Annotated in this window: 21 protein-coding genes and 1 other annotated feature; all 21 genes read right to left on the bottom strand. The window is 28.8% G+C overall.

All coding sequences use genetic code 11. The features are described 5' to 3' along the window. Positions 1-10: 10 nt before the first annotated feature. Complete coding sequence (locus tag JJC02_04810; GenBank protein ID UDN55505.1) at positions 11-1,252, bottom strand: HAMP domain-containing histidine kinase; 1,242 nt, start codon at positions 1,250-1,252, stop codon at positions 11-13. A gap of 10 nt (positions 1,253-1,262) precedes the next feature. Then, a complete protein-coding gene (locus JJC02_04805; GenBank protein UDN55504.1) occupies positions 1,263-1,946 on the bottom strand; it encodes a response regulator transcription factor in 684 nt (227 codons plus the stop codon). 376 nt (positions 1,947-2,322) lie between these two features. Continuing rightward, positions 2,323-2,586, bottom strand: coding sequence for a zinc ribbon domain-containing protein (locus JJC02_04800; GenBank protein UDN55503.1), 264 nt, complete (start codon positions 2,584-2,586; stop codon positions 2,323-2,325). Positions 2,587-2,755: 169 nt separating this feature from the next. After that, positions 2,756-3,937, bottom strand: coding sequence for an NADP-dependent malic enzyme (locus tag JJC02_04795; protein ID UDN55502.1), 1,182 nt, complete (start codon positions 3,935-3,937; stop codon positions 2,756-2,758). 66 nt (positions 3,938-4,003) lie between these two features. Continuing rightward, entirely contained in the window at positions 4,004-4,552 is a 549-nt protein-coding gene (locus JJC02_04790) for a Fe-S-containing hydro-lyase (protein UDN55501.1), read from the bottom strand. A gap of 10 nt (positions 4,553-4,562) precedes the next feature. Further along, on the bottom strand, positions 4,563-5,402 hold the full coding sequence (locus JJC02_04785; GenBank protein UDN55500.1) for a fumarate hydratase: 840 nt from the start codon (positions 5,400-5,402) through the stop codon (positions 4,563-4,565). 195 nt (positions 5,403-5,597) lie between these two features. Continuing rightward, a complete protein-coding gene (gene ybaK, locus JJC02_04780; protein UDN55499.1) occupies positions 5,598-6,071 on the bottom strand; it encodes a Cys-tRNA(Pro) deacylase in 474 nt (157 codons plus the stop codon). Between the two features lie 122 nt (positions 6,072-6,193). Then, positions 6,194-6,892 carry an ABC transporter ATP-binding protein gene (locus tag JJC02_04775; protein ID UDN55498.1) on the bottom strand — a complete coding sequence of 233 codons (699 nt, stop codon included), beginning with the start codon at positions 6,890-6,892 and terminating at the stop codon, positions 6,194-6,196. Then, the gene (locus tag JJC02_04770) at positions 6,880-7,665 is read right to left on the bottom strand and encodes an ABC transporter permease subunit (GenBank protein UDN55497.1); all 786 of its coding nucleotides are present in this window, start codon (positions 7,663-7,665) and stop codon (positions 6,880-6,882) included. The genes JJC02_04775 and JJC02_04770 overlap by 13 nt, the downstream gene beginning before the upstream one ends. Continuing rightward, a complete protein-coding gene (locus JJC02_04765; GenBank protein UDN55496.1) occupies positions 7,637-8,632 on the bottom strand; it encodes an ABC transporter substrate-binding protein in 996 nt (331 codons plus the stop codon). Before JJC02_04765 ends, JJC02_04770 begins: the two co-directional genes overlap by 29 nt. 95 nt (positions 8,633-8,727) lie before the next feature. Then, entirely contained in the window at positions 8,728-10,671 is a 1,944-nt protein-coding gene (locus tag JJC02_04760) for a YgiQ family radical SAM protein (GenBank protein ID UDN55495.1), read from the bottom strand. Positions 10,672-10,856: 185 nt separating this feature from the next. Beyond that, on the bottom strand, positions 10,857-14,399 hold the full coding sequence (locus JJC02_04755) for a diguanylate cyclase (protein UDN55494.1): 3,543 nt from the start codon (positions 14,397-14,399) through the stop codon (positions 10,857-10,859). 717 nt (positions 14,400-15,116) lie between these two features. Further along, positions 15,117-16,367 (bottom strand): DUF1015 domain-containing protein, encoded by a 1,251-nt coding sequence (locus JJC02_04750; protein ID UDN55493.1) that lies wholly within the window; start codon positions 16,365-16,367, stop codon positions 15,117-15,119. Between the two features lie 31 nt (positions 16,368-16,398). Further along, positions 16,399-17,340 carry a D-2-hydroxyacid dehydrogenase gene (locus JJC02_04745; protein UDN55492.1) on the bottom strand — a complete coding sequence of 314 codons (942 nt, stop codon included), beginning with the start codon at positions 17,338-17,340 and terminating at the stop codon, positions 16,399-16,401. A 239-nt stretch (positions 17,341-17,579) separates the two neighbouring features. After that, positions 17,580-18,656, bottom strand: a complete 1,077-nt coding sequence (locus tag JJC02_04740) for an alanine--glyoxylate aminotransferase family protein (protein UDN55491.1) — start codon at positions 18,654-18,656, stop codon at positions 17,580-17,582. Positions 18,657-19,022: 366 nt separating this feature from the next. Next, complete coding sequence (locus tag JJC02_04735) at positions 19,023-19,538, bottom strand: PaaI family thioesterase (protein UDN55490.1); 516 nt, start codon at positions 19,536-19,538, stop codon at positions 19,023-19,025. 364 nt (positions 19,539-19,902) lie between these two features. Beyond that, on the bottom strand, positions 19,903-20,976 hold the full coding sequence (gene leuB, locus JJC02_04730) for a 3-isopropylmalate dehydrogenase (protein ID UDN55489.1): 1,074 nt from the start codon (positions 20,974-20,976) through the stop codon (positions 19,903-19,905). Between the two features lie 4 nt (positions 20,977-20,980). Beyond that, on the bottom strand, positions 20,981-21,472 hold the full coding sequence (gene leuD / locus JJC02_04725; GenBank protein UDN55488.1) for a 3-isopropylmalate dehydratase small subunit: 492 nt from the start codon (positions 21,470-21,472) through the stop codon (positions 20,981-20,983). 14 nt (positions 21,473-21,486) lie between these two features. After that, positions 21,487-22,764 carry a 3-isopropylmalate dehydratase large subunit gene (leuC, locus tag JJC02_04720; protein UDN55487.1) on the bottom strand — a complete coding sequence of 426 codons (1,278 nt, stop codon included), beginning with the start codon at positions 22,762-22,764 and terminating at the stop codon, positions 21,487-21,489. After that, complete coding sequence (leuA, locus tag JJC02_04715; protein ID UDN55486.1) at positions 22,721-24,463, bottom strand: 2-isopropylmalate synthase; 1,743 nt, start codon at positions 24,461-24,463, stop codon at positions 22,721-22,723. The genes leuC and leuA overlap by 44 nt, the downstream gene beginning before the upstream one ends. A 127-nt stretch (positions 24,464-24,590) precedes the next feature. Next, positions 24,591-24,837: a binding site (T-box leader), on the bottom strand. 147 nt (positions 24,838-24,984) lie between these two features. Continuing rightward, complete coding sequence (locus tag JJC02_04710) at positions 24,985-25,431, bottom strand: hypothetical protein (GenBank protein ID UDN55485.1); 447 nt, start codon at positions 25,429-25,431, stop codon at positions 24,985-24,987. Positions 25,432-25,435 lie beyond the last annotated feature (4 nt).

The raw sequence follows: 25,435 nt of genomic DNA, 5'->3' as shown, positions 1-25,435 counted from the left end.
GTATCTTATCTTACATATTAGTAAGCTTTAAAAAGCTTATAGTGAATATGCTTCCTTGTGATAATCTGCTTTCTACGGAAATAGTACCATTATGCTGCTCTACAATAGATTTAACTAGTGGTAATCCCAAGCCTAGACCTTGACTATTTTTTGAAAACTTACTTCTATAAAACCTTTTGAATATATGATGTATGTCCTCAACATGAATTCCATTTCCAGTATCTCTAACTGAAACAGTGGTGCTTATAGGCGTCTCAATCCACTCTATCGTTATTTTATCATTTTCTTTTGTATTATCTAATGCATTCTTTATAAGATTACTTAAAACCTCGGACATCCATTCATAATCACAGAATAGTAATGTGTTTTCTGAACCATTTATAGAAATACTCTTCCCCTCTTTTTCTGCTCTAGTTTCAAAGCTATACAAAACTTTTTTAACCAAATTTTTAAGATTAATATTATTTTTATTGAGAATTATTGTTTTTGAATCTATCTTTGTAATCTTTAATAAATTCTTAATCAAGATTTCAATGCGTTCTAGTTCACTTTGACTTTTTTGTACAAAATCTTCTACAACATCACTATTATGACTTTCTTCTTGTAATATCTGATTGTACATTATTAAAGCTGTAAGTGGAGTTTTTAATTGATGCGATATATCTGAAATTGTATTTTTAAGAAATTCTTTATTCTGTTTTTCTTTTAATATATGTGTATTTAAAGATGTTGACATAACATCTATTGAACTAAATAATTTTGATAAGCTCCCTTCTTCATATGTATTTAGTCTTTCATTTATATTTCCATTTATAAATGAATTAATTTTATCACTGGCTTCTTCTATCTTACTTTGTTGCCTAAAAAAATACACATATAGTATAAAAATAATCATAGTAAAAAATACCAACAAATAGATACACATAGTTTTTATATATTTACTTTGAAACGATTTTACACTTGGCATAAAGTTAACATTTGTATCAAAGTCATATCCAGCTGTATTCAGGATTTCTTTTCCTTTTAAAATATATTTATTTTCACCTGTAACAAATGTTGATGGTATTTTGGATTTATCAACACCTATACTATATAAGTATCCAGCTATATTATAGTCATGTTCTATCAACGTTTTTTTATAATTGTTAGTTATACTTATAACCACTATTTGCCCTATTATAATAAACATTACTAAAATAGATGTAACTATTAAAAAAAATATTTTTATATCTCTGTCAGAAAATATCTTCATATTAATACCCTCACTTAATTACATTCCATTTATAACCCATTCTTCTAACGGTCAATAGAAAATTAGGATTTTCAGGATTATCTTCAATTTTATTTCTCAATCGTCTTACATATACGGATAATGTATTGTCATCTATAAAGCTACCATTTCCATCCCATAACTTGTCCAATATGTTTTTTCTAGTAAGTACAATATTTTTATTTTTCATAAATAAGCACAATAATTTATATTCTGCTGTGGTAAGTTCCACCTCAAATTCACCTTTAAAAACACGATTTTCAAGTAATTTAATAGTAATATTATTTGAACTTAATTCAGTTACATTATTTGCAACATTATAACGTCTAAGTAATGCTTTTATTCTTGAAATTAATTCATTTAACTTAAAAGGTTTTGTTATATAATCATCTCCCCCCATATCAAGCCCCATCACTACATTTACCTCTTCATCTGAAGCAGTCAAAAATATAATGGGTATATTAGAAACCTCTCGTACTTTCTCGCAAATCTGAAATCCATTACCATCAGGTAAGGATACATCTAAAAGCAATAGGTCATAATTTTTTTCCTCATACATTTGCATAGCTTCTTTTACAGTCCTCGCTATGTCTACATTAAATCCACTTTTTTGTATAGAGAATTCTAATCCATATATCAAGCTTAAATCATCTTCAACTAACAATATACTACTCATTTAATCACCTCTATTTTAATTATTTTTACTTCTCATAAGCTATTATACTTAATTTATTATAATTTTACTTTTTCAAAAACTCAATAGTAACTAGAAATCAGCTTGACCTGTATTATTTTATCTGAAAAATAGAAAATTTTATAACTCTTTATCTGTTAATGCTATTAAACATCGAATTGAAAATGATGATTTTGTAGTGGAATTTGACTTGAGGTATAAAAATACATGGATAGAGAAGTAGAATATAAATAACATATTTTAGATTTTTACAATTTGAAATAACAAGCAACAAAACAGGTGGTATGCTATATAACATACCACCGCTTATTGTTAACACCACGTTTCATAATATGCGTGTAACTAATTTTGCATAAAATTATTTCCAGCGTTTTAATGTTGGAAAGAAATTGTTCATCATTGTTCTTGCTTCATCTTCAGTCATACCCTTATTGCTTTGAAGCATATGAGGGATACAAACTTCTATCATCTCTTCCATACTTATATCAGCTGTAAACTCACCGTCTTTAAAACAATAACTACAATAATCAGTACTTTTACTTCCATCTTTATTTGTCCCATATAATTCATCAGTTTGTCCCATTGGCATAGCACAACATTGGCAAAATTTAGTTTCTTCCATTTTAAATCACTCCTTATATTTTTCTTTGGCTCCTAACCATATTCAAATTATATCAAGACTAATATGACATTATTGTGTCATATTAAAAATAAAAAGACTAATAAAATCATTCCACTGGACATAATTTCATTAGTCTTTTTATTTTTAGTTTTTAATAATTTATAAAAAATTATATTCTATTTACTTTAGTTTTTATAGCTGCTTCTTTAACTGCTTTAGCAACATTTTTTACTACATTCTTATTAAATACATCTGGTAATATATACTCTGGGCATATTTCTTCATCACTTATTGTATTGGCAATTGCATATGCAGCAGCTATCTTCATCTCTTCATTTATTTCTTTAGCCTTAACATCAAGTGCCCCTCTAAATATTCCCGGGAAAGCCAAGACATTATTAACTTGATTAGGGAAGTCTGAGCGACCTGTTCCCACTATGAATGCTCCACCTAGCTTAGCTTCTTCTGGCATTATCTCTGGAGTAGGGTTTGCCATTGCTAATATTATCGGCTTTTCAGACATACTTTCAACCATTTCCTTTGTAACAGCTCCTGGACCTGAAACACCTATAAATACATCTTTTCCTTTTATAATATCTTTTAAAGAACCTTTTTCATTTCTTATGTTTGTTACTTCTAACATTTCTTTTTGAACATAATTTAGATTTTCTATGCTAGCTTCTAATGCACCACTTCTATCACATAATACTATATTCTTAACATTCATATTAAGTAGTATCTTTGCTATAGCTATACCAGCAGCCCCTGCTCCGTTTATGACTATTTCTAAATCTTCTATTTTTTTGTTTTCAATTAACTTTATTGAATTTATTATAGCTGCTGCAACTATTATTGCTGTTCCATGTTGGTCATCATGAAAAACAGGAATACCTAAAGACTCTTTTAGTCTCTCTTCTATCTCAAAACATCTTGGAGAAGATATGTCTTCCAAATTTATTCCTCCAAATACTGGTTCCATTAATTCAACAGATTTAACTATCTCATCTACATCATTAGTCTTTAGACATATCGGAAAGGCATCTACATTTGCAAATTGTTTAAATAGTATAGCCTTACCTTCCATAACAGGTATAGATGCTTCAGCACCAATATTGCCTAATCCAAGCACAGCACTTCCATCGCTAACTACTGCTACTAGATTCCCTTTAGAAGTATATCTATAAACATCATCTTGACTTTCATGTATTTTTAAACAAGGTTCTGCAACACCTGGTGTATATGCTGTTGACAAATCATCCTTAGTTTTGATTTCTACTTTGCTTTCTACATTTATTTTTCCTTTATTGATTTCATGCATTTCTAATGCCAATTTTGCATAATCCTTAGACATCAACTTTCCTCCTTAAAATATATACAACTATCTTTTAATTTTAATATTCATATAAATTTATAAATTTTATTTACATTCATAAAGTGCTCGACCTTGCTCATATATATTATTTCCATAACTATCTATAGCTACTGTAAGCTTAAGGTCTTCTACTACAATCTTTCTTATAGCTTCAGCTCCTAAATCTTCATATGCAATAATTTCACATGATTTTATTGAATTTGAAATATATGCTCCAGCTCCACCTATTGCAGCAAGATAAACTGCTCCATATTTTTGCATTCCTTCTATAACTTCATCACTTCTTTTTCCTTTACCTATCATAAGTCTAAGACCTCTTTCTAAAAGAGGTATAGTCAAGTCATCCATTCTATAACTCGTTGTCGGTCCAGATGCACCTATAACTTCTCCTGGCTTTGTAGGAGTAGGTCCCACATAATATATTCCTTGACCATATACATTAAATGGTAATTCTTCACCTTTATTTATGCAATCTATCAATCTTTTATGAGCAGCATCTCTTGCTGTATAAAGTATACCACTCAAACTAATTGTATCTCCACAATTCAATTTTGATATATCAATTTCACTTACAGGCGTAGTTATTTTTATCATTTTTTTCCTCCTAAATTACTACCTTTTTATGTCTTGATGCATGGCAGTTTATATTTACAACAACAGGAAGACCTGCTATATGTGTAGGAAAAGTCTCTATGTTTAATCCCAAAGCTGTTGTAGTGCCACCTAAGCCTTGAGGTCCTATACCAAGCTTATTAATAGATGTTAATAATTCACTTTCAAGTTTTGCTATATTTTCGTCCTGATTAAATTCACCTAGTTCTCTAAAAAGTGCCTTTTTAGCTATTTGAGCACATTTATCCACAGTCCCACCTATACCAACTCCAATTACCATAGGAGGGCATGGATTAGGTCCAGCTTCTGAAACTGTATCTATTATGAATTTTTTAATTCCTTCTAACCCATCTGATGGTTTTAACATTTTCATTTTACTCATATTTTCGCTTCCAAATCCCTTTGCTGCAAATTCTATTTTAATTTTATCACCTTTTACCATATCATAATGAATAACAGCAGGTGTATTATCTTTTGTATTCACTCTACTAATCGGGCTTACAACAGATTTTCTTAAATAACCTTCTTCATACCCTTGTTTTACTCCCTCATTTATAGCATCAGTAAGAGTATCTCCTTCAATTACAACCTCTTGTCCTATTTCAACAAAAAATACAGCCATACCAGTATCTTGGCATATTGGTATATTTTTTTCTTTAGCTATTTCAGCGTTTTCAACTAATATATTTAATATATTTTTTCCAACTTCACTCTTTTCACTTTTGGCTTTCTCTTTTATACAGCTTAAAACATCTTCTCCTAAATATAGGCTCGCTTCTATACAAAGTTTTTTTACTTGTTCGACTATTTGTTCAGATTTTATTTTCCTCAAGCGAACATCCCTCCATTACTTTACAAAAATATTCGTGATTATACTTACACTTTACCATTATTTTTAAAAGTTCTCAATATTTTTATATCAATTACATACAAGTAACTGAACATTTATTTCAAAATCATTATTCATTTTATTAACAATATAATACTTATTATTAAGAATAAAAGCTCTATATTTTATATGTGATTCTTATTTTTTTACCACATCTACAAATTCTACTTTTATAAGCCTTTGTAAATCAAATGGCGATAGTTCTATTTGATAGCCTATTTTTCCTGCACTCACAATAATTGTATCTAAATTTTTTGCACTTTCATTTACAAAAGTTTTATAAAGTTTTTTCATACCTATAGGGGAGCATCCACCTCTAATATAACCTGTAAACTTATTTATATCTTTTACATGAATCATCTCCACACTTTTTTCTTTAGCTACTTTTGCAGCCTTTTTTAAGTCTAGGTTTTCATGTACTGGTATTACATACACATATATATTCTTACTAACTCCTTGAGTTACTAAGGTCTTATACACTTCATTTACATTTCTTCCTATATCATGTGCTACCTCAACACCATCTACATGTTCACTTTTTACTTCATAAGACATTACTTTATAATCAATCTTATTTGAATCTAATATTCTCATAGCATTAGTCTTAACCATATCTTCACTTCCTTTTTATAAAATACGAATATTATACACCTTTTTGAATATTCTGTACTATTTTAATACAGTCTTATAGATTTTAACTAAGTATATTTTAAAACGATAGTATTATTATAAATCTATATCAACTTCAAAACTTCATTTTTTTCCAATTCCTTAGAATTTTTTAATATTTTTTTTATTATAATTGGAGAATCTCCTAAAATAAATATCCTATCCGCTAAAAATAATGCTTCTTCAATATTATGAGTTACAAATAACACAGTTCTTTTTTCTTTACTTAATATATTTTTGAAATTATTCATTATAAGATGTATATTCTTTACGTCAATAGATTTAAAAGGCTCATCCATTATAATGTTTCTTGATGGATATATAAAAGCTCTAGCAATATTTACTCTTTGTCTAATACCTCCACTAAGCATCTGAGGATAGAATTTTTTATACTCACTAATTCCAACCAATTCTAAATATTCATCACAAATTTTATTTAGTTGAGTTTTATTGTAGTATTTATTTACAACTATCTTTATATTTTCTTCTACTGTTAACCAATCTATAAGCCTATCATCTTGAAATATGTAACTAGCTTCCAACTTATTTCCTACTTTATTTAAATTTTCTTTGATATTTAAATTGTCAGTATCATTTTTAATAATCCCACTTATTATATTTAAAAGTGTAGTTTTCCCACAACCAGATTTTCCGAGGATACAATTAACCTCATTCATATAAAAATCAATATTAAAATTTCTAAATATCACACGATTATCATATCTTTTATTTATATTCTCAATACTTAACTTTATCTTTTCCATAAAAAAGTTCTCCTTGCTAAAAACTTTTGAGCTATTTGCAAAATGGCAGAAATTAAAAGAACAATAATTATCCACGCAAATATTCCAGATGTATTAAAGTTAATTTTTTCAGCCTGTATCATAGTTCCAATACCATATGTAGGTTGACTATATACCTCTCCTGCTATAGCAACTTTCAAACTTAAAGAAAAGGTTGATACTAGTATAGATATAATTTGAAATTTTATGGCTGGTAAATAAATTTTTAATACCTTATCTATAAACCTTATTTTATACACATTCGCCATTTCTAGTAAGTTCTTGTCTATATCCAATATAGCTCCTAAAACATTATCATACAATATCGGAAAAACTATAGTAAATCCAACTATAAAAGGTGTGCTATCCTTTTCAAACCAAATAAGTGCAAGTACTACCAATATCATAGTTGGTATTGAACGTGTCAAAGCATTTATTGGTTTTAATAAATTTCTAAAAAACCTACTTAAATAAGACACGATTGAAAATATAATAGCAAAAATCATAGCAAATAAAAAACTAAAAAAACATCTCCCCATAGAATAAAGTATGTCTGTATAGAAACTAGAATTCAGTATAATTTCTTTTATACTATTAAATACTTGACCTACCGTTGGTAAAAAAATATCATTATTAATTTTTAAAGCAATAATTTGCCATAAAAATAAGAGGATAACACAAGAAAGTGTTACCTCTAATTTATCTATAAATTGTTCTTTATTCTTTTTATTTCTCAACAAAGTATATTGCTTCATCTGGTACTTTGCCTCCTAATGTCTTATCATCAAAATCAGCTAATTTCTCATAGTAATTTTTATAGTCTTTAATCATGTCTTTAACTGGAATATATTTTAAATTAGCTCTTTCAAGAGATTTTCCTATTATCTTTGATTCAGTAGATATTTTTATTTTTTCAGAATATGCACCTAATTCTTCAGGGCTTTTATTTGCCCAATCTATACTATTTGATAATTGACCTACAAAAGAATCCACAAAATCTTTATTATCTTTCAAGAATTCAGAGTTTACAATTAGAGTAGATTGAGGATAACCGTCTTTTGAGCCACTTACTTCCTTCCACGAGTCATTTAAACTTTTTATAATTTTTATATCGGGATTTTTAGACATCAACGCACTAAGTGCAGGTTCTGGAACAATACCTGTTTTAACTTTACCAGTAGCCAATAATGGTACCAATTCACTTGCTGAATTTACATAATTAAAATTTATATCTGAATAATTTATACCCTTTTGTAATAAAATGTTTTTTATAGTTAAATCTGGAGTAAGTCCTTTTCCAGTGCATCCAACTTCTTTACCAACTAAATCAGAATAGTCTTTTATATTTTCTGTTGATACTAAATAAAACGAGCCCATTCCCACAGTTCCAACTATATTATATGCTGAAGTTTTATTATATGCTATTGCAGCCATGTTTGAAGGAACTATAGCTATATCTACATCTTTTTTCATCACTCTAGTGGAAATCGCCTCTGGTGTCTTTTCAATGCTATACACTGTTTCATATCCACCTTTAATCTCTGGATTTTCATTTGCAAGTTTAGCTATTGATACTGCTGGCAATCCATCTGGAACAGCTACTTTTACTTCTTTGACAACTGATAACTCTTTCTCTTGAGATTCATCTTTTCCTGGTGAGCATCCTACAAAAAAAATCACAGTCACTGCTACTAATAATATTATAGAAATATACTTTTTCATCTCTTCCTCCCAAAGGTAACATATTATAAAATAATTATATTTATTTATATTAATTTCTGTTAATTTATCGAATAATCCTTCTTATCTAAACATTTTTATTTATATTCTAATGTTTTTCTTTTTTTAGTTGAACTTTTTTGTTGATTTTTATTAGTTCTGTTATTTGTATTAGTTTTTTTGTTTTTATTTACACCCTTAGATACATTTTTTTTAGAATTATTTCTATTAAAATAAGGCTTTTCATCTTTTGGCTTTATAAGACATCTATGCCCAAAGCCTATTAAGTCTTCTCTTCCTGCTTCAACTAATGCAGAGTACACTAAATCATAATTTCTAGGTGCTCTATACTGTAATAAAGCTCTTTGCATTGCCTTGTCTCGTTTTGATTTAGGCACATAAACTGGTTTCATTGTAAGTGGGTCTATACCTGTATAAAACATAGTTGTAGATAGAGTCCCAGGAGTTGGATAAAAATCCTGAACCTGCTCTGGTTGATAGTGAGTATCCCTTAAATACTCAGCTAACTCTATAGCACTACTTAAGGTAGAACCAGGATGACTAGACATTAAGTATGGTATCAAATATTGCTTCTTACCTAACTCTTCATTTATAGCAAAAAACTTCTGTCTAAATTTATCATAAGTTTTTCCTGCTGGTTTTTGCATATACTTTAAAACTTCTTCTGATATATGTTCTGGAGCTACCTTTAGTTGACCACTTACATGATGCTCTATCAATTCTCTAAGAAACTTATTGTTCTTATCTGCCATTACATAATCGTATCTAATACCAGAACGCACAAACACCTTTTTTATTTTAGGTAATTTTCTTACAGCTCTAAGTAAGTGTAGATATTCACTGTGGTCTGCATCTAGATTTTTACATGGTGATGGCGATAAACATTGTCTATTTTTACAAGCACCTTTAGTAATTTGTTTGTTACAAGCTGGTCTTCTAAAATTAGCTGTTGGACCTCCAACATCATGTATATACCCTTTAAAATCAGTTAAATTTGTTATTCCTATTGCTTCATCAATAATTGATTTTTCACTTCTACTTTGCACTGCCCTACCTTGATGAAATGTTATTGCACAAAATGAACAACTACCAAAGCATCCTCTTGAACTTACTATACTAAATTTTACTTCTTCTATAGCTGGTATCCCACCAAATTTTTCATATACAGGATGGTATGTCTTTTGATATGGCAATCCATATACTTCGTCTAATTCTTCCCTGCTAAGTGGTTTCTCTGGCTTATTTTGAACTAAATACTTACTTCCATGAGGTTGAACAATTATATTTCCTCTAAATGGGTCTTGTTCATCATATTGAATTTTAAAAGCTTCTACATACTTCATTTTATCTTCACATATTTCTTTATATGATGGAATTAATATATATTTATCATATATCTCTTCCAATGTATCTGCAATATAGCATGTCCCATCAATATGTCTAATATATTTTGGGTCATATCCATCATTAAGTGCATTGGCTACTTCTACAATCTGCTTTTCACTCATACCATAAACTAGTAAATCTGCTCCACTATCTATTAACATAGACTTTCTAACCTTATCACTCCAATAATCGTAGTGTGCAAATCTTCTTAAACTAGCTTCAATTCCACCTATTACTATTGCAACATCACTGTATGCTTCTCTTATTTTATTACAATATACTATAGTAGCTCTATCTGGTCTATAACCCATTTTTCCACCTGGAGAATACATATCCTTGTCTCTATGTTTTTTGCTTACAGAATAATGATTGACCATTGAATCCATATTTCCTGCATTGACTAAAAACCCAAGTCTAGGTTTTCCTAGCTTCATAAAATCATCTGTAGTCTTCCAGTTTGGTTGAGCTATTATCCCAACTTTATACCCAGCATTTTCTAAAACTCTAGATATTATTGCTGTTCCAAAACTATGATGGTCTACATAAGCATCTCCTGTAACTAGAACAAAATCTAATTCTTCCCATCCTCTATCTATCATATCTTGTTTGCTTATTGGTAAAAACCTATTTTCCATATTATCACCTGCTCAATATATATTTAACAAATATTTTTCTTATACAAAAGTATCTTTTAATTTTGTTCTTAACGCTTAATTATATCATAAAAAATACTTAAAACCACAACTTAAATAATTTATATAGACATTTTAAGTCTAATAAATTCAAATTGTGATTTTAAGTAAATATATAATACAGTATTTTAAATATTTTTTTCAGATTCAATGCTACTTACTTCACTTCCAAAGATTAAGCATGCATCTTTCCCATCAAACCATTTCAAAGTGGTTGTAGTTATATTTGCCTTCACATCAAACTTTCTATTGCGCATAAATGATTTACAAGTATCATCACCCTCTTTTAGATGTCTCATAGGACATTTTTTACAAGGTTTATTTTGATTATTCCATAGAGCTTTATAACATAAATCACCCACATGAGTGTTTGGTGCTGACTCAAGCATTTTTTTATTAATAAATAATAATTCATAGGTGTTCCTATCAACAACATACGCCCATATATCCATATTATCCATTACAGACTTTTGAATCTTTAAAGACTCTTCTAGCTTACTCTGAATACGCATTTTTAATAAAAACATGCTGAGTGTTTTAGATAGAAAAGTCAATGTATTCACTTCATCATTAGTCCACATACGATTATATGAACATTCGTCAAATCCTATGAACCCTCTAAATTCATCACCTTCTAAAATTTTACATTGTAATATTGAACGTATACCTTGTGGCTTAAGTATTTTTTTCACATCACTACCTAAATTATCAATATCATTACAATAAAATAGCCCATCAGCATTAAAGTTTAAAAGATAGTTGCCTAAATCATTGTAACAAATATTTTTAAGATTATTAATTTCTGAAGTTATACCTTCGTTACACCATTCAAATGTATTTTTACATGCTAAATTATCATCTGAGTTTTCAAATATATAGACACGACTCACATTAAAGTGTTTACCCACAATACTGAGAATTAAATTTACTGCCACTTCTATATCACTTGATTCATATAGTATATCAAATATATGATTTGTGATATGTTCTTTAAAAGACGTCTTTACATTGGCATTCTCACCTGAATTTCTTGTGCTAGTTATATATTGTACTTTATCAATTTTTTTATCATACAATGTATAACAATTCTTACCTTTTCCCTTAGCTGAGTAAAGAGCTATATCTGCATTTCTAAATAACTTCATATAGTCCATACCATCTTGTGGAAATCTAGCAATTCCTACACTCAAAGATATTTTATAATTTTGTCCTTTACCTAAAAAAGACCTTTCAAATGCTTTAACCAATTCTTCTGCTTTATTTATAATATCTCTTGCTTCAGAAATATCCTTCATAAAAACGATAAACTCATCTCCACCAATTCTTCCTACTATATCAGATGCTCTAAATAGATTGATTAGGTCGCTTGCAATTTCACTTAATACAGCATCTCCATACAAGTGTCCTAAATTGTCATTTATTCCTTTAAAGTCATCAATATCAATAATCATTAAAGCACCTTTTCTTTTTTTATCCAATGTTATGTATTCTTCTATAAGTGATTGTGATGCTTTTTTATTATACAAGTCTGTCAGAGGGTCTTTTTCTGCTCTTTCTTTTAACTTTTCAGCCTCTCGTTTTGACTCATCAATATCAGTCAAACTTCCTACTACCTTATAAGGTTTCCCATTATTATCAAACAACGTTGTCGCCTTTATACTAAACCAAGCATACGTAGTATCTCTAATTCTAAGTCTAATTTCACACTCTTCATATTCACTACCTTCTGAAGTAAGTTTAACTAACGAAATAAACTTATCCATATCATCATGATATATATCCACTGATTTTATTATATTTTTTGTTGCATTTTCAGTTATAGGGTCATAGCCAAACTTATTATACCAATTAGGTGATATATTAATTTGGTCTTTTTCTATATCCCATTCTATTATGATATTTTGCGTCTGTTTTATAATAATTTCATGACGCTCTTCACTCTTTTTAAGCTCTTGCTCTAATAATTTAGCAGAAGTAATATCTACAATAACACTACAAAGTACAGATTTTCCATTTTCATAAATTATTTTTCTTCCTTTCAATAAAATCCATATAATAGTACCATCTCTCTTTTCAACTCTTTGTTCAGATGCAAATGTATCACTTACTTTAAGTTGTTTGTTTATACTATTAATTAGCTCTGTTCTATCATCTTTAAAAATAAGTTTGATTAATTTATTATTCAACTCATCTTTTAGTTGTTTACGTGTATATCCAATCATATTTAAATAACCTTCATTTAAATATATACAGTCAAAATCGTCATTTATCTCAGTTATGACTATTCCACCAACAATACTATCATTGATAGCCTGTATTTCAAATCTTTTTGAATGTAACTCTCCCTGTATTTTCTTAAGTTCTGTTATATCAGTTAAAACTCCCTGAATACACTCATTTTCTTTACTGTCTTTTATAGACTTGCTTCTCTCCAAAACCCAAATTATACTTCCATCTTTTTTTACAATTCTATATTCAACTTCAATTTTATCTTGTTTTTCTAATTGATTTAGAATAATACAATTAAACTTGTATATATCTTCTTTGTAAATCATGTCTTTAAATCTATTTTTAAATATTTTATTTAAATCTTCATCAGAGTAACCTGTAAGTTCTAGAAATCCCTGACTTACATATGTCATAGTCATATATTCATCTTTTAAACAGTTTTTAACCCCTCCTAGTATATTGTCAGTAAGCGCTTTAAATTTTTCTTTTTCATTTATAATAACCTTAGTATTATTATTTATAATACAGGCTATATATACTATAAAAATCAATATAACTAGTAATATTTCTAATGCAAATATATATACATCATAAGATATATTCTCTGACTGAATAGATACTATTTCATTTGGTACAACAGAAAAAACATACCAATCATTAATTCCAAGTGGCTGATAGTTTAAGATAAATTTTTCATTATCTAAGTTATAATTAGAATATCCAGATTTATAACTTTTCATATTTTCTTTTATAGTTTTTAGACAGTCCACTTCATCACAATTATCTTTATCAAAAAGCTTAAATATACATGATAGCATTTTACTATTTGTATTTTGAGCAATTATATCTCCATTTTTCTCGGCAATAAAAACATCTGCTTTTTTATCAAATGCAGATAATCCTAACAATTCATTTAACTTTTTTGAATCATAAATTCCGCTTAAAATACCAACTATTTTCCCACTTTTATAAATTGGGGTAGATAAAACTATTATTTCTTTATTATTAACAATAGATTTTGAAGGTTCTGATATATTCCTTTGTCCATTTTTAGCTTTTTTAAAATAATCTCTATCTTGAATATTACTGATGATTCCATCATTAGAATAACTTTTCCCATCTAATGTAGAAATAGTCATTCTAATTAAAGAACTTCGCTTTACCCCATAATCCATTAAATCAATCACCATTTCATCATTTACATTACTCAAATTTCCAATGAAGTTAGCAATAGATTCAAGCATGTCAAATTGACCACTAAGTCTTGTCTTGAGATTAATTATATTGTGTTCTGTAAACTCTGACAAATATGTATATGTGGTTTCTTTTAACTTATTATCCAATTTAAATTTAAACTTAAAAATAGCTCCACAGGTTAAAATAATTATAATAATAAACAAGATACTAATACCTAGAATTCTTGGCTTTAGTCTGTTCATCATACTCACATCCTCATTATATATAATTATATTATTCATTTTTCAAGCATTTGCATTTATTTAGGTTGTTTATCTCTATTTTTATGACTTTTCAATATACATTTACCTTCTTCCTATATTAGAATTAAATAACATAACTTTAGATTTATTTGTAAAATCTTTATTCATATTTCATCATTCTTAATTAATATTAAAAACTTTAATTTTATTTTTAACTTATCAAAAAGTGATAATGTAGTATACTAATTATTATTCATTCCTTTTCTAATTAATTACTCTCCACTTAATTTCATAACAAAAAAAATACTATCTAATCATTCCCTCTAAAAAACATTTTGTCTTTGATTATTATGTGATTAATTTAGCAAATTAATTTTCTACATGTAAAATTTTAGCTCTATAAAAAACCTTTACTTTAGATTAATACTCAGAATTTAGCTTCCCAGATAATAATTCTAGTAAAATACTGTAATGTCCTTTTACTTTTTATTTTTATAAATACATGTTTAAAACCTTCTAAATGCACAAATACAATTATATAAATTTTCATCCTAAATTATAACATAGAATATCACTATCTATTCCCTAAAATTATCCATTTTTAAAAAAAAGGTAACTATTATTAAGAATGTCAACTTCTAGAATTTATATTTCATATACAATTCCAAGCAAAAAACAAGGGCTAAAAAGTGTAAAACTCACTTTTTAGCCCTTTATTAATTATTCATTTATTTCATGTAGAAATAGCCCACATCTTACTTTAGGTTCAAACCATGTTGACTTAGCTGGCATTATCTTGTCTGCATCTGCTACTCTTATTAAATCCTCAATACTAGTAGGATACATTGCAAACGCTACCTTCATATCTTCATTAACTCTTTTTTCTAATTCTTCAAGACCTCTAATTCCACCGATGAAATCAATTCTTTTATCTACTCTAGGATTGTCAATCCCTAAAATAGCATCAATAACATAGTCTTGTAATATGGAAATATCTAATGAGTCAACAGGGTCTTCTATTGCTAATAAATTTTTATTTGCTTTCATTTTGTACCATTTATCTCCTAGATACATTCCGAAAGTTCCTTTTTTGTCAGGTTTATATTTTTCTTTTCCTTCTATTTCTTCTAGTTCAAAATTTTCTTTTATTTTGTCTATAAATTCTTCCTCACTTAAACCATTTAAGTCTTTGATAACTCTATTATAATCCAAAACCATTAAATTCTCATCTGGTGCAATCATTGCTATAAAGTAATTAAATTCTTCTTTTCCAGTATAATTTGGATTTTTAGCCCTCATTTCTTTAGCTACATTTTCTGCTGAAGCTGTCCTATGATGACCATCTGCAATGTATAGATAATCTAATTTTCCAAATTCATCTACTAAGTTACATATTATATCATCATTATCAATCTTCCATACTGTATGCTCTATCTTGTCATCTGTTATAAAATCATATAAAGGTTCATTATTATCCATAAAATCATTGATTATGTCATCTATCAACCTTTGATGTTTATAAGTTACAAGTATAGTTCCCGTATTAGCATCACAATATTTTATATGTTTAGTCCTATCAATTTCTTTCTCTGGTCGAGTGTACTCATGTTTTTTTATTGTTCCATTTAAACTTTCATCAACTGATATACATGCTACTATGCCAACTTGAGCTCTACCATCCATGATTTGTTTATATATATATATACTCTCTTTGTCATCTTTTACTAGAATTTCTTGTTTTCGAAACTTATCTAAATTTTCTCGCGCTTTTAAATAAACTTTTTCATCATATAAATCTATGTTTTCATCTAAATCAATTTCTGATTTATCTATATGCAAAAATGAATATGGATTCCCTTGTGCAAGTCTTCTAGCTTCTTTACTATTCATAACATCGTAAGGAAGTGCTGCTACTTTATCTACTATATATTTATTTGGTCTAATCGCCTTAAATGGTTTAATCGTTGCCATTACTAATTTCCTCCTAATTATACAAAATATTTTATAATGCTACCCCTATTAGATTGTTGAAGTCAAGAAAGAAATCTTGAATCACCTTTACTATTTCCTCTCCTATTCTTTCTTGAGCCTCTACTGTAGATGCCCCAATATGAGGTGTAGGAGAAACTCTTGGATGATTTACTAAGTCTAGATTTAATGTAGGTTCTTGTTCATAAACATCTATAGCAGCTGCTGATAATTTACCTTCATCTAATGCTTTTAGTAAATCTTTTTCATCAACTAAACCACCTCTTGCACAGTTTATTAAATAAGCCCCTTTTTTCATCTTATTTATTTCTTTTTCAGTTATTACTGCCCCCTTATTCTTATCAAATGGAATGTGTAAAGATAAGAAATCTGCCTTTTCTAAAACCTCTTCCATATCACAGAATCTATAATTGTTAAAACCTTGTGCTTCACCCATTATGTCAGTATATACAATATCCATACCTAATAATTCTGCTCTCTTTGCAACTTCTTTTGCAATTCTTCCAAAACCTATAAGTCCAAGTGTCTTTCCATTAATTTCTGTACCTTTGTATTTTTTCTTTTCCCATTTTCCATCTCTCATAGTTACATTTGCAGTATTTATGAATCTTGCAAGAACAAATAATTGACCTATTGTAAGTTCTGCAACAGATATACTACTTGCATTTGGAGTATTCATAACTTTTATGCCCTTAGCCTGTGCATATTTAACATCTATATTATCTAACCCTACTCCACCTCTTACTATCAGCTTCAACTTTTTGCCCTCTAATGCTTTATCTATTACATCCTTAGTAACTTTAGTAGCTGAACGTACTACAAGTACATCAACATCTTTAAGTTTCTCTCCTAAAACATCTTTTTCATAAAACTGCTCTATCACATTAAAATTTAACTCTCTCAATTTTCTCACTGCTTCTTTCTCTATTCCATCAGTAATTAATATATTATACATAACAAACTCCTCCAATTTATATTCACTTAATTTTCCCAATTTTTATTTTTTAAAGTATTTTCATCAATAAAATACTCTACTTAATTTAACTTTCTGTTTATATAATTTTCAAAATATTTTTTCATTAAAAACATATCAAATTTCTCTATTGTTTGTTAAAAATTTAATATGTAATTTTTATAAAATATATTTTATTATATATTCTAAATTTATCTTAAAATATACATATTTTTACAATATTACTGATTAAAACCTAATATATCATCAATATTATCTAATAATTCTTGTACATCTTCGACAGTATAGTCACCCATATGTGAAATTCTAAAAGTTTTTTCTTTTAAATCTCCATAGCCATTTGCTATTTGGAATCCTCGTTCTTGTAATTTTGAATTTAAATTTGATACACTAATACCTTGAGTATTTTCTATAACAGTAAGTGTATTGGATAAGTGATTTTCATTGGTAAAAATTTGGAAGTGTTTTTTAGCCCAGTTTCTAACTAAGTTTGCCATGTCTTCATGTCTATTGAACCTGTTATCTAGACCTTCATCTAATATATTATCTAATTGGAAATCTAAAGCGAACATGTGAGAAAGAGATGGTGTTGAAGGGTATTGGTAGTTTTTCTTGATTAAGTATTCATACATTGCTAACAAATCAAGATATACTCCTCTAAAAGGTACTTGCTTAGCTCTATCGATTGCTTTTTGAGAAAATGTGCAAATAGACATTCCTGGTGGTAATCCCAGTGCTTTTTGTACTGATGTTATACAAATATCTATTCCTATCTTATCAACCTCGACTTTTATTCCACCGGCTGAACTTACAGTGTCTACGCAGTAGACCACATCTTTATACTTTTTAACAACTTCTCCAATTTCTTCTATCGGGTTTCTTATTCCAGTTGAAGTTTCATTGTGAGTTACAGTTATTAAATCGTATTCTCCGGTAGAAAGCACCTTATCAACCATTTCTGGTGTTGTTGCCTCTCCTAATTCAACTTTAAATATATCCGCTGGGACATTATTAGCCACTGCCATTTTGTACCATCTATCACCAAAGGACCCACAGGAAAATACTGCTGCCTTTTTGGATGTACAGGAACGAATGGAGCCTTCCATTAAACCAGTTCCGGATGACGTGGATAAAAGTATCGTGTTGTTTGTATAGAATAGTTTTTGCATTTTTTCACTTATACTCTTTTGGAGCATAGATGCATCTTTTCCTCTATGTCCTATCATTGGTGTAGCCATCTTTTGCAAGACTTCTTCTTTAACATCAATAGGACCAGGAATAAATAATTTCTTACTCATTATAATTCCCCCCTTTTTTAGTTTGTAATATGGATAGCGTGTTTACTGTCCTTATTTTTAATAACTATAATATCAAGCTAAATTAACTATGTCAACTCAATTTTTATTTTTTATATATAATTTTTTTTTTATATTTTATGAAAACATTCATTTTGCACATTAGCACAAGTCTGAATTTTCCGAATATTTTTTTCAAAAAAAATAAACTTTTTAGTTATATAAATTAATTTTTTTAGTATGTAAATTTAACACTATTAAGATAAATATTTTTAGTACAACTAATTTATTTTTATCTTGTATTTTTACTACACTTTTTCATTTTATATTTTTAATTCTATCTTTTTAAGATATAAAAGTTTTATTTAATTAAAATTCAATATATTCTACTTTTTCTTTTGATTCTTCAAAAAACCATTCTTCATCAGAAAAATCACCTTCTGCAATTTGACCAATAGGCATCTTCATATACTTTCCAGTAGCTGTTACTGCTATATCTCCATTTGGCAAAATTATTTCGCCTGTACCTTCAAACAATTTTCTATTTTCCTTAGTTATTCTTCCAACAACTTTTATAGTAGCATCTGTTGGCACTGGTTTTTTATATTTCAATTCCAAGGATACTGTTACTCCCCATATTTGGTCATTATTTATACTTACAGCTCTTCCAATAGTCTCATCCAATATTGCAGCAGACATACCTCCATGTACTCTTCCTGGATAACTTTGATGCCAATCCTTTGTATTGCAAATCGATACAAGTTCTCCATTCTCAAGTTCATAAAAATCTGCTTTAAGTCCTAGTTCATTTTGTGTTCCACAAACTAAACAAGATTTGCTACTATTTTGCTTCTTTAAAACTTTATACTTTGCCAAAAACTCCATCTCCTAACCTACACTAATAGTTGCTTAATATTAAATAACTCTAAAATATATTATATAATATTAATAAAATCCCTGCAAACTTCTAATAATAAAAATAGGCTATTTCAATATGATAATTTTAATTTGAAGTACTATTTTCTAAAAAAGGAGCTATCTCAAAATAGAAACTTAAAGTAAAGATAAGTCTCTTTTTCATTATTGAAATGATGAAAATATATTTGACTTCATACAAAAAAGAGTGCCTCATAAACTAATAAAGTTTATCTTGAGACACCCCTTCTAAAAACAAGCTATTTTACAATAGATTTTTACTAATTTTCCAAATTATACATTCAAATTATATTATACAAATTAAACTATAATTCTAAATTTCATTTACTATTAATTCTCCCATTTCTTTCGTTCCTACAACAGTTCCCACACCATTATATATGTCACTAGTTCTATAACCTTTATTAAGTACACTTTGTACTGCATCTTCAATACACTTAGCTTCTTCTTCTAATTTAAAACTATGTCTTAACATCATGCTTACAGATAGAATAGTTGCAATTGGATTTACAATATCTTTTCCAGCTATATCAGGTGCACTTCCATGTATTGGTTCATACATACCAAAACTATCTTCTCTAAGTGATGCTGATGGTAACATACCTATAGACCCTGTAATCATAGATGCTTCATCAGATATTATGTCTCCAAATATATTATTAGTTACTATTACGTCAAATTGACTAGGGTCTCTTACAACTTGCATAGCAGCATTATCAACATACATATGTGACAACTCTACATCTTCAAACTCTTTAGCTAAATCTTCCATTATACTTCTCCAAAGTCTTGAACTCTCAAGAACATTTGCCTTATCTACACTTATAAGTTTTTTATTTCTATTTCTAGCTATTTCAAAAGCTCTCTTACCAATTCTTCTTATTTCATTTTCGTTATATGTCTCTACATCATAAGCATTTTCAATACCATCAATGATTTTTCTTCCACGTTCTCCAAAATAAATGCCCCCTGTTAACTCTCTTACAACAACAAAATCAATACCTTTCTCAACTATATCTGCTCTGAGTGGTGAAGCTTCTTTTATACTTTCATACATTGTCGCTGGTCTTAAATTTGCAAATAACCCCAGTGACTCTCTTAACTTTAAAAGACCAGCCTCTGGTCTTATATCCCCCTTACATTTATCCCACTTTGGACCTCCAACAGCTCCAAGCAATACAGCTTCATTTTTTCGACAAACTTCAACAGTTTTATTAGGTAGAGGTTCTCCAGTTTCATCAATTGCACATCCTCCAGCTAATACATATTCACAATCGAATCTATGATTAAATTTACAACAAATTTTATTTAGAACCTTTATACCTTCATCTATAATTTCCGCTCCAACACCATCACCTTTTATGACTGCTATATTATAATTCATCACCCCACTACCCCCTATTTAATTTTATTGAGTTAATTAAACCTTCATTTAGTATAATATTTTGCATAAATTCCGGAAATGGTTCTGCCTTATATTCTTTTCCTTTTGTTATATTTTTTATCACACCTGTAGAAAAATCTACTTCTATATTATCCCCTTCCTCTATGTTATTAACAGCTTCTTCACATTCAAGTATAGGAAGCCCTATATTTATAGAGTTTCTAAAAAATATTCTAGCAAAAGTAGAAGCAATCACGCAGGATACTCCGCTTTCTTTTATTACAATTGGAGCATGTTCTCTTGATGAACCACAACCAAAGTTTTTAGTTGCAACTATAATGTCTCCTTCTTTTACCTTAGAAACAAATTTATCATCAATATCCTCCATACAATGCATTGCTAGTTCTTTATAATCAGCTATATTTAAATATCTAGCTGGTATTATTACATCTGTATCTATATTATCACCAAATTTAAAAACATTTCCATTAGCAATCATAAACTTTACCTCCCTTAAATTATCTCTGATGGTTTTGATATTTTTCCAGTTATAGCTGATGCTGCTGCTACAGCTGGGCTTGCAAGATACACCTCTGAATCAACATGCCCCATTCTTCCTACGAAGTTCCTATTTGTTGTTGAAATAGATTTTTCACCTGATGCAAGTATTCCCATATGTCCCCCTAAACATGGTCCACAAGTTGGTGTAGAAACTGCTGCTCCTGCCTTTATAAAAGTAGTAATATACCCCTTTTCTATAGCTTCAAGATATACTTCTTGAGTTCCAGGAAATATCATAACCCTAACTCCATCTGCAACTTTTTTACCTTTCATTATTTCAGCTACTACTTCAAGGTCTGATATTCTTCCATTCGTACAAGAACCTATTACAACTTGGTCTATTTTTATATCTTTATTAATCTCATCTACTGTTCTAGTATTTTCAGGAAGATGAGGAAAGGCTACTGTTTCTTTTAGTTCAGCTAAATCTATTTCGTATACTTCATCATAGACTGCATCTTCATCTGCTTCATATACATTTACATCTTTTGTTATCGTTCTACACCTATGTGAATTTATATATTCCATAGTCTTATCATCTACTGGAAAAATTCCATTTTTAGCTCCTGCCTCTATTGCCATATTACAAATGGTAAATCTATCATCCATAGATAAGTGTTCTACTCCATCCCCACAAAATTCCATTGACTTATAAAGTGCGCCATCAACACCTATCTCACCTATTATATGAAGTATTATATCTTTACCACTTATCCATTTATTTGGCTTGTTCTTCAAAACAAATTTTATTGCTCCAGGAACCTTAAACCAACATTTTCCTGTAGCCATACCTGCTCCCATATCAGTTGAACCTACGCCAGTAGAAAATGCTCCTAATGCTCCATATGTGCAAGTATGAGAGTCAGCACCTATAATTACATCTCCAGCTGTTACTATACCTTTTTCAGGAAGAAGAACATGTTCTATTCCCATATCTCCTACATCAAAGAAATTTACAACTCCTTTTGATTTTGCAAAACTTCTTGTAAGTTTACATTGTTCTGCACTCTTTATATCTTTATTAGGTGTAAAATGGTCTAAAACCATCACTACTTTAGTCTTATCATAAACATCTTCAATTCCTAATTTTTCAAATTCTCTAATGGCTACTGGTGATGTTATATCATTGCCTAAAACTATATCTAAATCTGCTTCAATTAACTGCCCTTTCTTAACCTCATTTAACTTAGCATGTTTGGCTAAGATTTTCTGCGTCATAGTCATCCCCATTTTTTACTTCCTCCTCAATGTAACTTTTATTTATTGCATTCATAAGTGCATTAATAGCTGCTGTATTTATGTTTTCCGATATGCTTACTCCAAAATAGACTTTATTATTATGCTCTATTCCTACATAAGCTACCCCTCTTGAATGTGACCCTTCCTCTAATGCATGTTCCCAATAGTATCTAAATTTATAATCTTTCATGCCACATTGTTTTAGTGCATTATTAAATGAATCTACAGGTCCATTTCCTACACCAACAATTCTCTGTTCATTTCCCATATAAGTTACTCTTGCAGTCATCTCAATCATGTTAGTATCATTAGAATCATCATTTTCATAGTTTAGTTCATCCATTGATTTTATTTTATATTTTTTAACTTTATAAGGACTCTCAACATCAATATATTCTTTCTTAAATAAATTAAAGATTGCTTCACTACTAAGTTCTTCCCCTATTCTATCAGATTCCATTTTGACTACATTTCCAAAATCAGAATGCATATTCTTAGGTATCATAAATCCATAATCTGTTTCCATTATATAAACAGCTCCACCTTTTCCAGATTGACTGTTTATTCTAATAATCTCCTTGTATTCTCTTCCAATATCATGAGGGTCTATTGGTAAATATGGAACTTCCCAGTAATCATTATCTCTGTTTTTCATTGCTATCATGCCCTTTCTAATAGCATCTTGATGTGAACCTGAAAAAGCACAATGCACAAGATTCCCTACATATGGATGTCTATCATGTACTATAAGTTTTGTACATTCCTCATATATTTCTCTTATCTTATCTATATTGCTAAAATCTAGCCCTGGCTCTATTCCTTGTGTATAAAGATTAAGCCCCACATTTACTATATCCATATTCCCAGTTCTTTCACCATTTCCAAATAGTGTCCCTTCAAGTCTATCTGCACCAGCTAATAATCCAAGTTCACTTGCTGCTGTACAAGTTCCTCTATCATTATGAGTGTGCAAACTTAGTATAATGGAATCTCTACAACTTATATTTTCACAAAACCACTCTATTTGGTCTGCATATACATTTGGTGTTGCCATTTCCACTGTTGATGGAAGATTTATTATTACTTTTTTCTGTGGAGTTGGTTTCCAAACTTCTATCACTGCCTCACATATTTCAAGTGCGTAATCCATCTCTGTTCCTGTAAAACTCTCTGGTGAATATTCAAAAGTAAATTCTGTCTCTGGATATTTTTTTACTTCTTCATTAAATAATTTTGCCCCTTCAACTGCTATATCTATTATTTCTTGTCTACTCATATTAAAAACCACATCTCTTTGAAGAGTAGATGTAGAGTTATATAAATGTATAATTGCTTTCTTACATCCCCTTATTGATTCAAATGTTTTTTCTATAAGATGAGCTCTAGATTGTGTAAGAACTTGTATAGTCACATCATCTGGAATCATATTCTCATCTATTAATTTTCTTAAAAACGTATACTCTGTATTTGATGCTGATGGAAATCCCACCTCTATTTCTTTAAATCCTGTATCAATAAGCATTTTGAACATTCTGACTTTTTCATTTACACTCATAGGTGTTGGTAGTGATTGATTTCCATCTCTTAAATCGACACTACACCAAATTGGAGCCTTAAATATTTCATTGTCTGGCCATTTACGATTTGCTATTTGCATTTTATCATATCTTTTATACTTCCTACATTTCATGTTATTTCCCCCTTTTTCGTTTTTTGTATTCAGTATACTTTATATTGACGCAATTCTCCTCTATTTAATTCATAAGAATAAATGTCAATTTTATCATTAGAATAAAAATAACCTCATCTCTAATAAAATTAGAGACGAGGTTTTGCTCGCGGTACCACTCTATTTAGCTTTTTAAAAAGCTCCCTTAGTAATAGCCAATATAATAATTATAATGACCATATTTCCTATAACGTGGAATTACTCCGATTATTCTAAGATTTAAATCTTAGAAAACAGCTCCTAGACAAGTTCAGAACTATCAACTACTAAATCACACCATCCTTTAGCTCTCTGAAAGTTTCATTATTCTTACTACTTCTATTCATCGCTTTTTTAATCATTTAAATTTTCTAAATTTTTTGATTTAATAGTTATTATATACACATTAAAATGTATTGTCAACACAAAAAATAATTATCTTCGTTTTTTATTTTTGATAAGTAATTTTATAAAATATGCTAACTATTGAAAATAGTATAATATTATGCCTTAAACTTTTTCATCTTTTCATCTATGATATTCAATAATTTTTTTTCATCTTCTAAACTCAATGCACTTAATCTAATTTTATAATTAGATTCATCAGTATATATATTTAATATATTTTTTGCTACTTCTATTTTTTCTATTATTTTATAGTTAAACTTTTGATTTTTTTTAGATTTTATACTGAATATACATTGATTATTTATTGATATTGAATGATTATCGAGAGTAATATATACTTTTCCCTCATATTTATTTGAAAAATCACGACCTTGTTTAAATAGAAAAACTGCTGTTATTATACATAAAAGATATAGGATTGTTGTTGAGTATATAAAAATTGTGACTAAAATTATAAGTGCTAAGACCATATATATAGCCATTCCTTTTTTAAAATAACCATTGTCATAATAATTCATATAGATAAACTTATTTTTACTCAAATTT

Source organism: Clostridioides sp. ES-S-0054-01 (assembly GCA_021561035.1).
Lineage (GTDB): Bacteria > Bacillota > Clostridia > Peptostreptococcales > Peptostreptococcaceae > Clostridioides.
This window is presented reverse-complemented; position numbering and strand designations above follow the sequence as displayed.

Coding starts and splice junctions, on each gene's coding strand:
- JJC02_04810 (UDN55505.1), bottom strand. CDS start 1,252: ATGAAGATATTTTCTGACAGAGATATAAAAATATTTTTTTTAATAGTT.
- JJC02_04805 (UDN55504.1), bottom strand. CDS start 1,946: ATGAGTAGTATATTGTTAGTTGAAGATGATTTAAGCTTGATATATGGA.
- JJC02_04800 (UDN55503.1), bottom strand. CDS start 2,586: ATGGAAGAAACTAAATTTTGCCAATGTTGTGCTATGCCAATGGGACAA.
- JJC02_04795 (UDN55502.1), bottom strand. CDS start 3,937: ATGTCTAAGGATTATGCAAAATTGGCATTAGAAATGCATGAAATCAAT.
- JJC02_04790 (UDN55501.1), bottom strand. CDS start 4,552: ATGATAAAAATAACTACGCCTGTAAGTGAAATTGATATATCAAAATTG.
- ybaK (UDN55499.1), bottom strand. CDS start 6,071: ATGGTTAAGACTAATGCTATGAGAATATTAGATTCAAATAAGATTGAT.
- JJC02_04775 (UDN55498.1), bottom strand. CDS start 6,892: ATGGAAAAGATAAAGTTAAGTATTGAGAATATAAATAAAAGATATGAT.
- JJC02_04770 (UDN55497.1), bottom strand. CDS start 7,665: ATGAAGCAATATACTTTGTTGAGAAATAAAAAGAATAAAGAACAATTT.
- JJC02_04765 (UDN55496.1), bottom strand. CDS start 8,632: ATGAAAAAGTATATTTCTATAATATTATTAGTAGCAGTGACTGTGATT.
- JJC02_04760 (UDN55495.1), bottom strand. CDS start 10,671: ATGGAAAATAGGTTTTTACCAATAAGCAAACAAGATATGATAGATAGA.
- JJC02_04755 (UDN55494.1), bottom strand. CDS start 14,399: ATGATGAACAGACTAAAGCCAAGAATTCTAGGTATTAGTATCTTGTTT.
- JJC02_04750 (UDN55493.1), bottom strand. CDS start 16,367: ATGGCAACGATTAAACCATTTAAGGCGATTAGACCAAATAAATATATA.
- JJC02_04745 (UDN55492.1), bottom strand. CDS start 17,340: ATGTATAATATATTAATTACTGATGGAATAGAGAAAGAAGCAGTGAGA.
- JJC02_04740 (UDN55491.1), bottom strand. CDS start 18,656: ATGAGTAAGAAATTATTTATTCCTGGTCCTATTGATGTTAAAGAAGAA.
- JJC02_04735 (UDN55490.1), bottom strand. CDS start 19,538: ATGGAGTTTTTGGCAAAGTATAAAGTTTTAAAGAAGCAAAATAGTAGC.
- leuD (UDN55488.1), bottom strand. CDS start 21,472: ATGATTGCTAATGGAAATGTTTTTAAATTTGGTGATAATATAGATACA.
- leuC (UDN55487.1), bottom strand. CDS start 22,764: ATGGGGATGACTATGACGCAGAAAATCTTAGCCAAACATGCTAAGTTA.
- leuA (UDN55486.1), bottom strand. CDS start 24,463: ATGAAATGTAGGAAGTATAAAAGATATGATAAAATGCAAATAGCAAAT.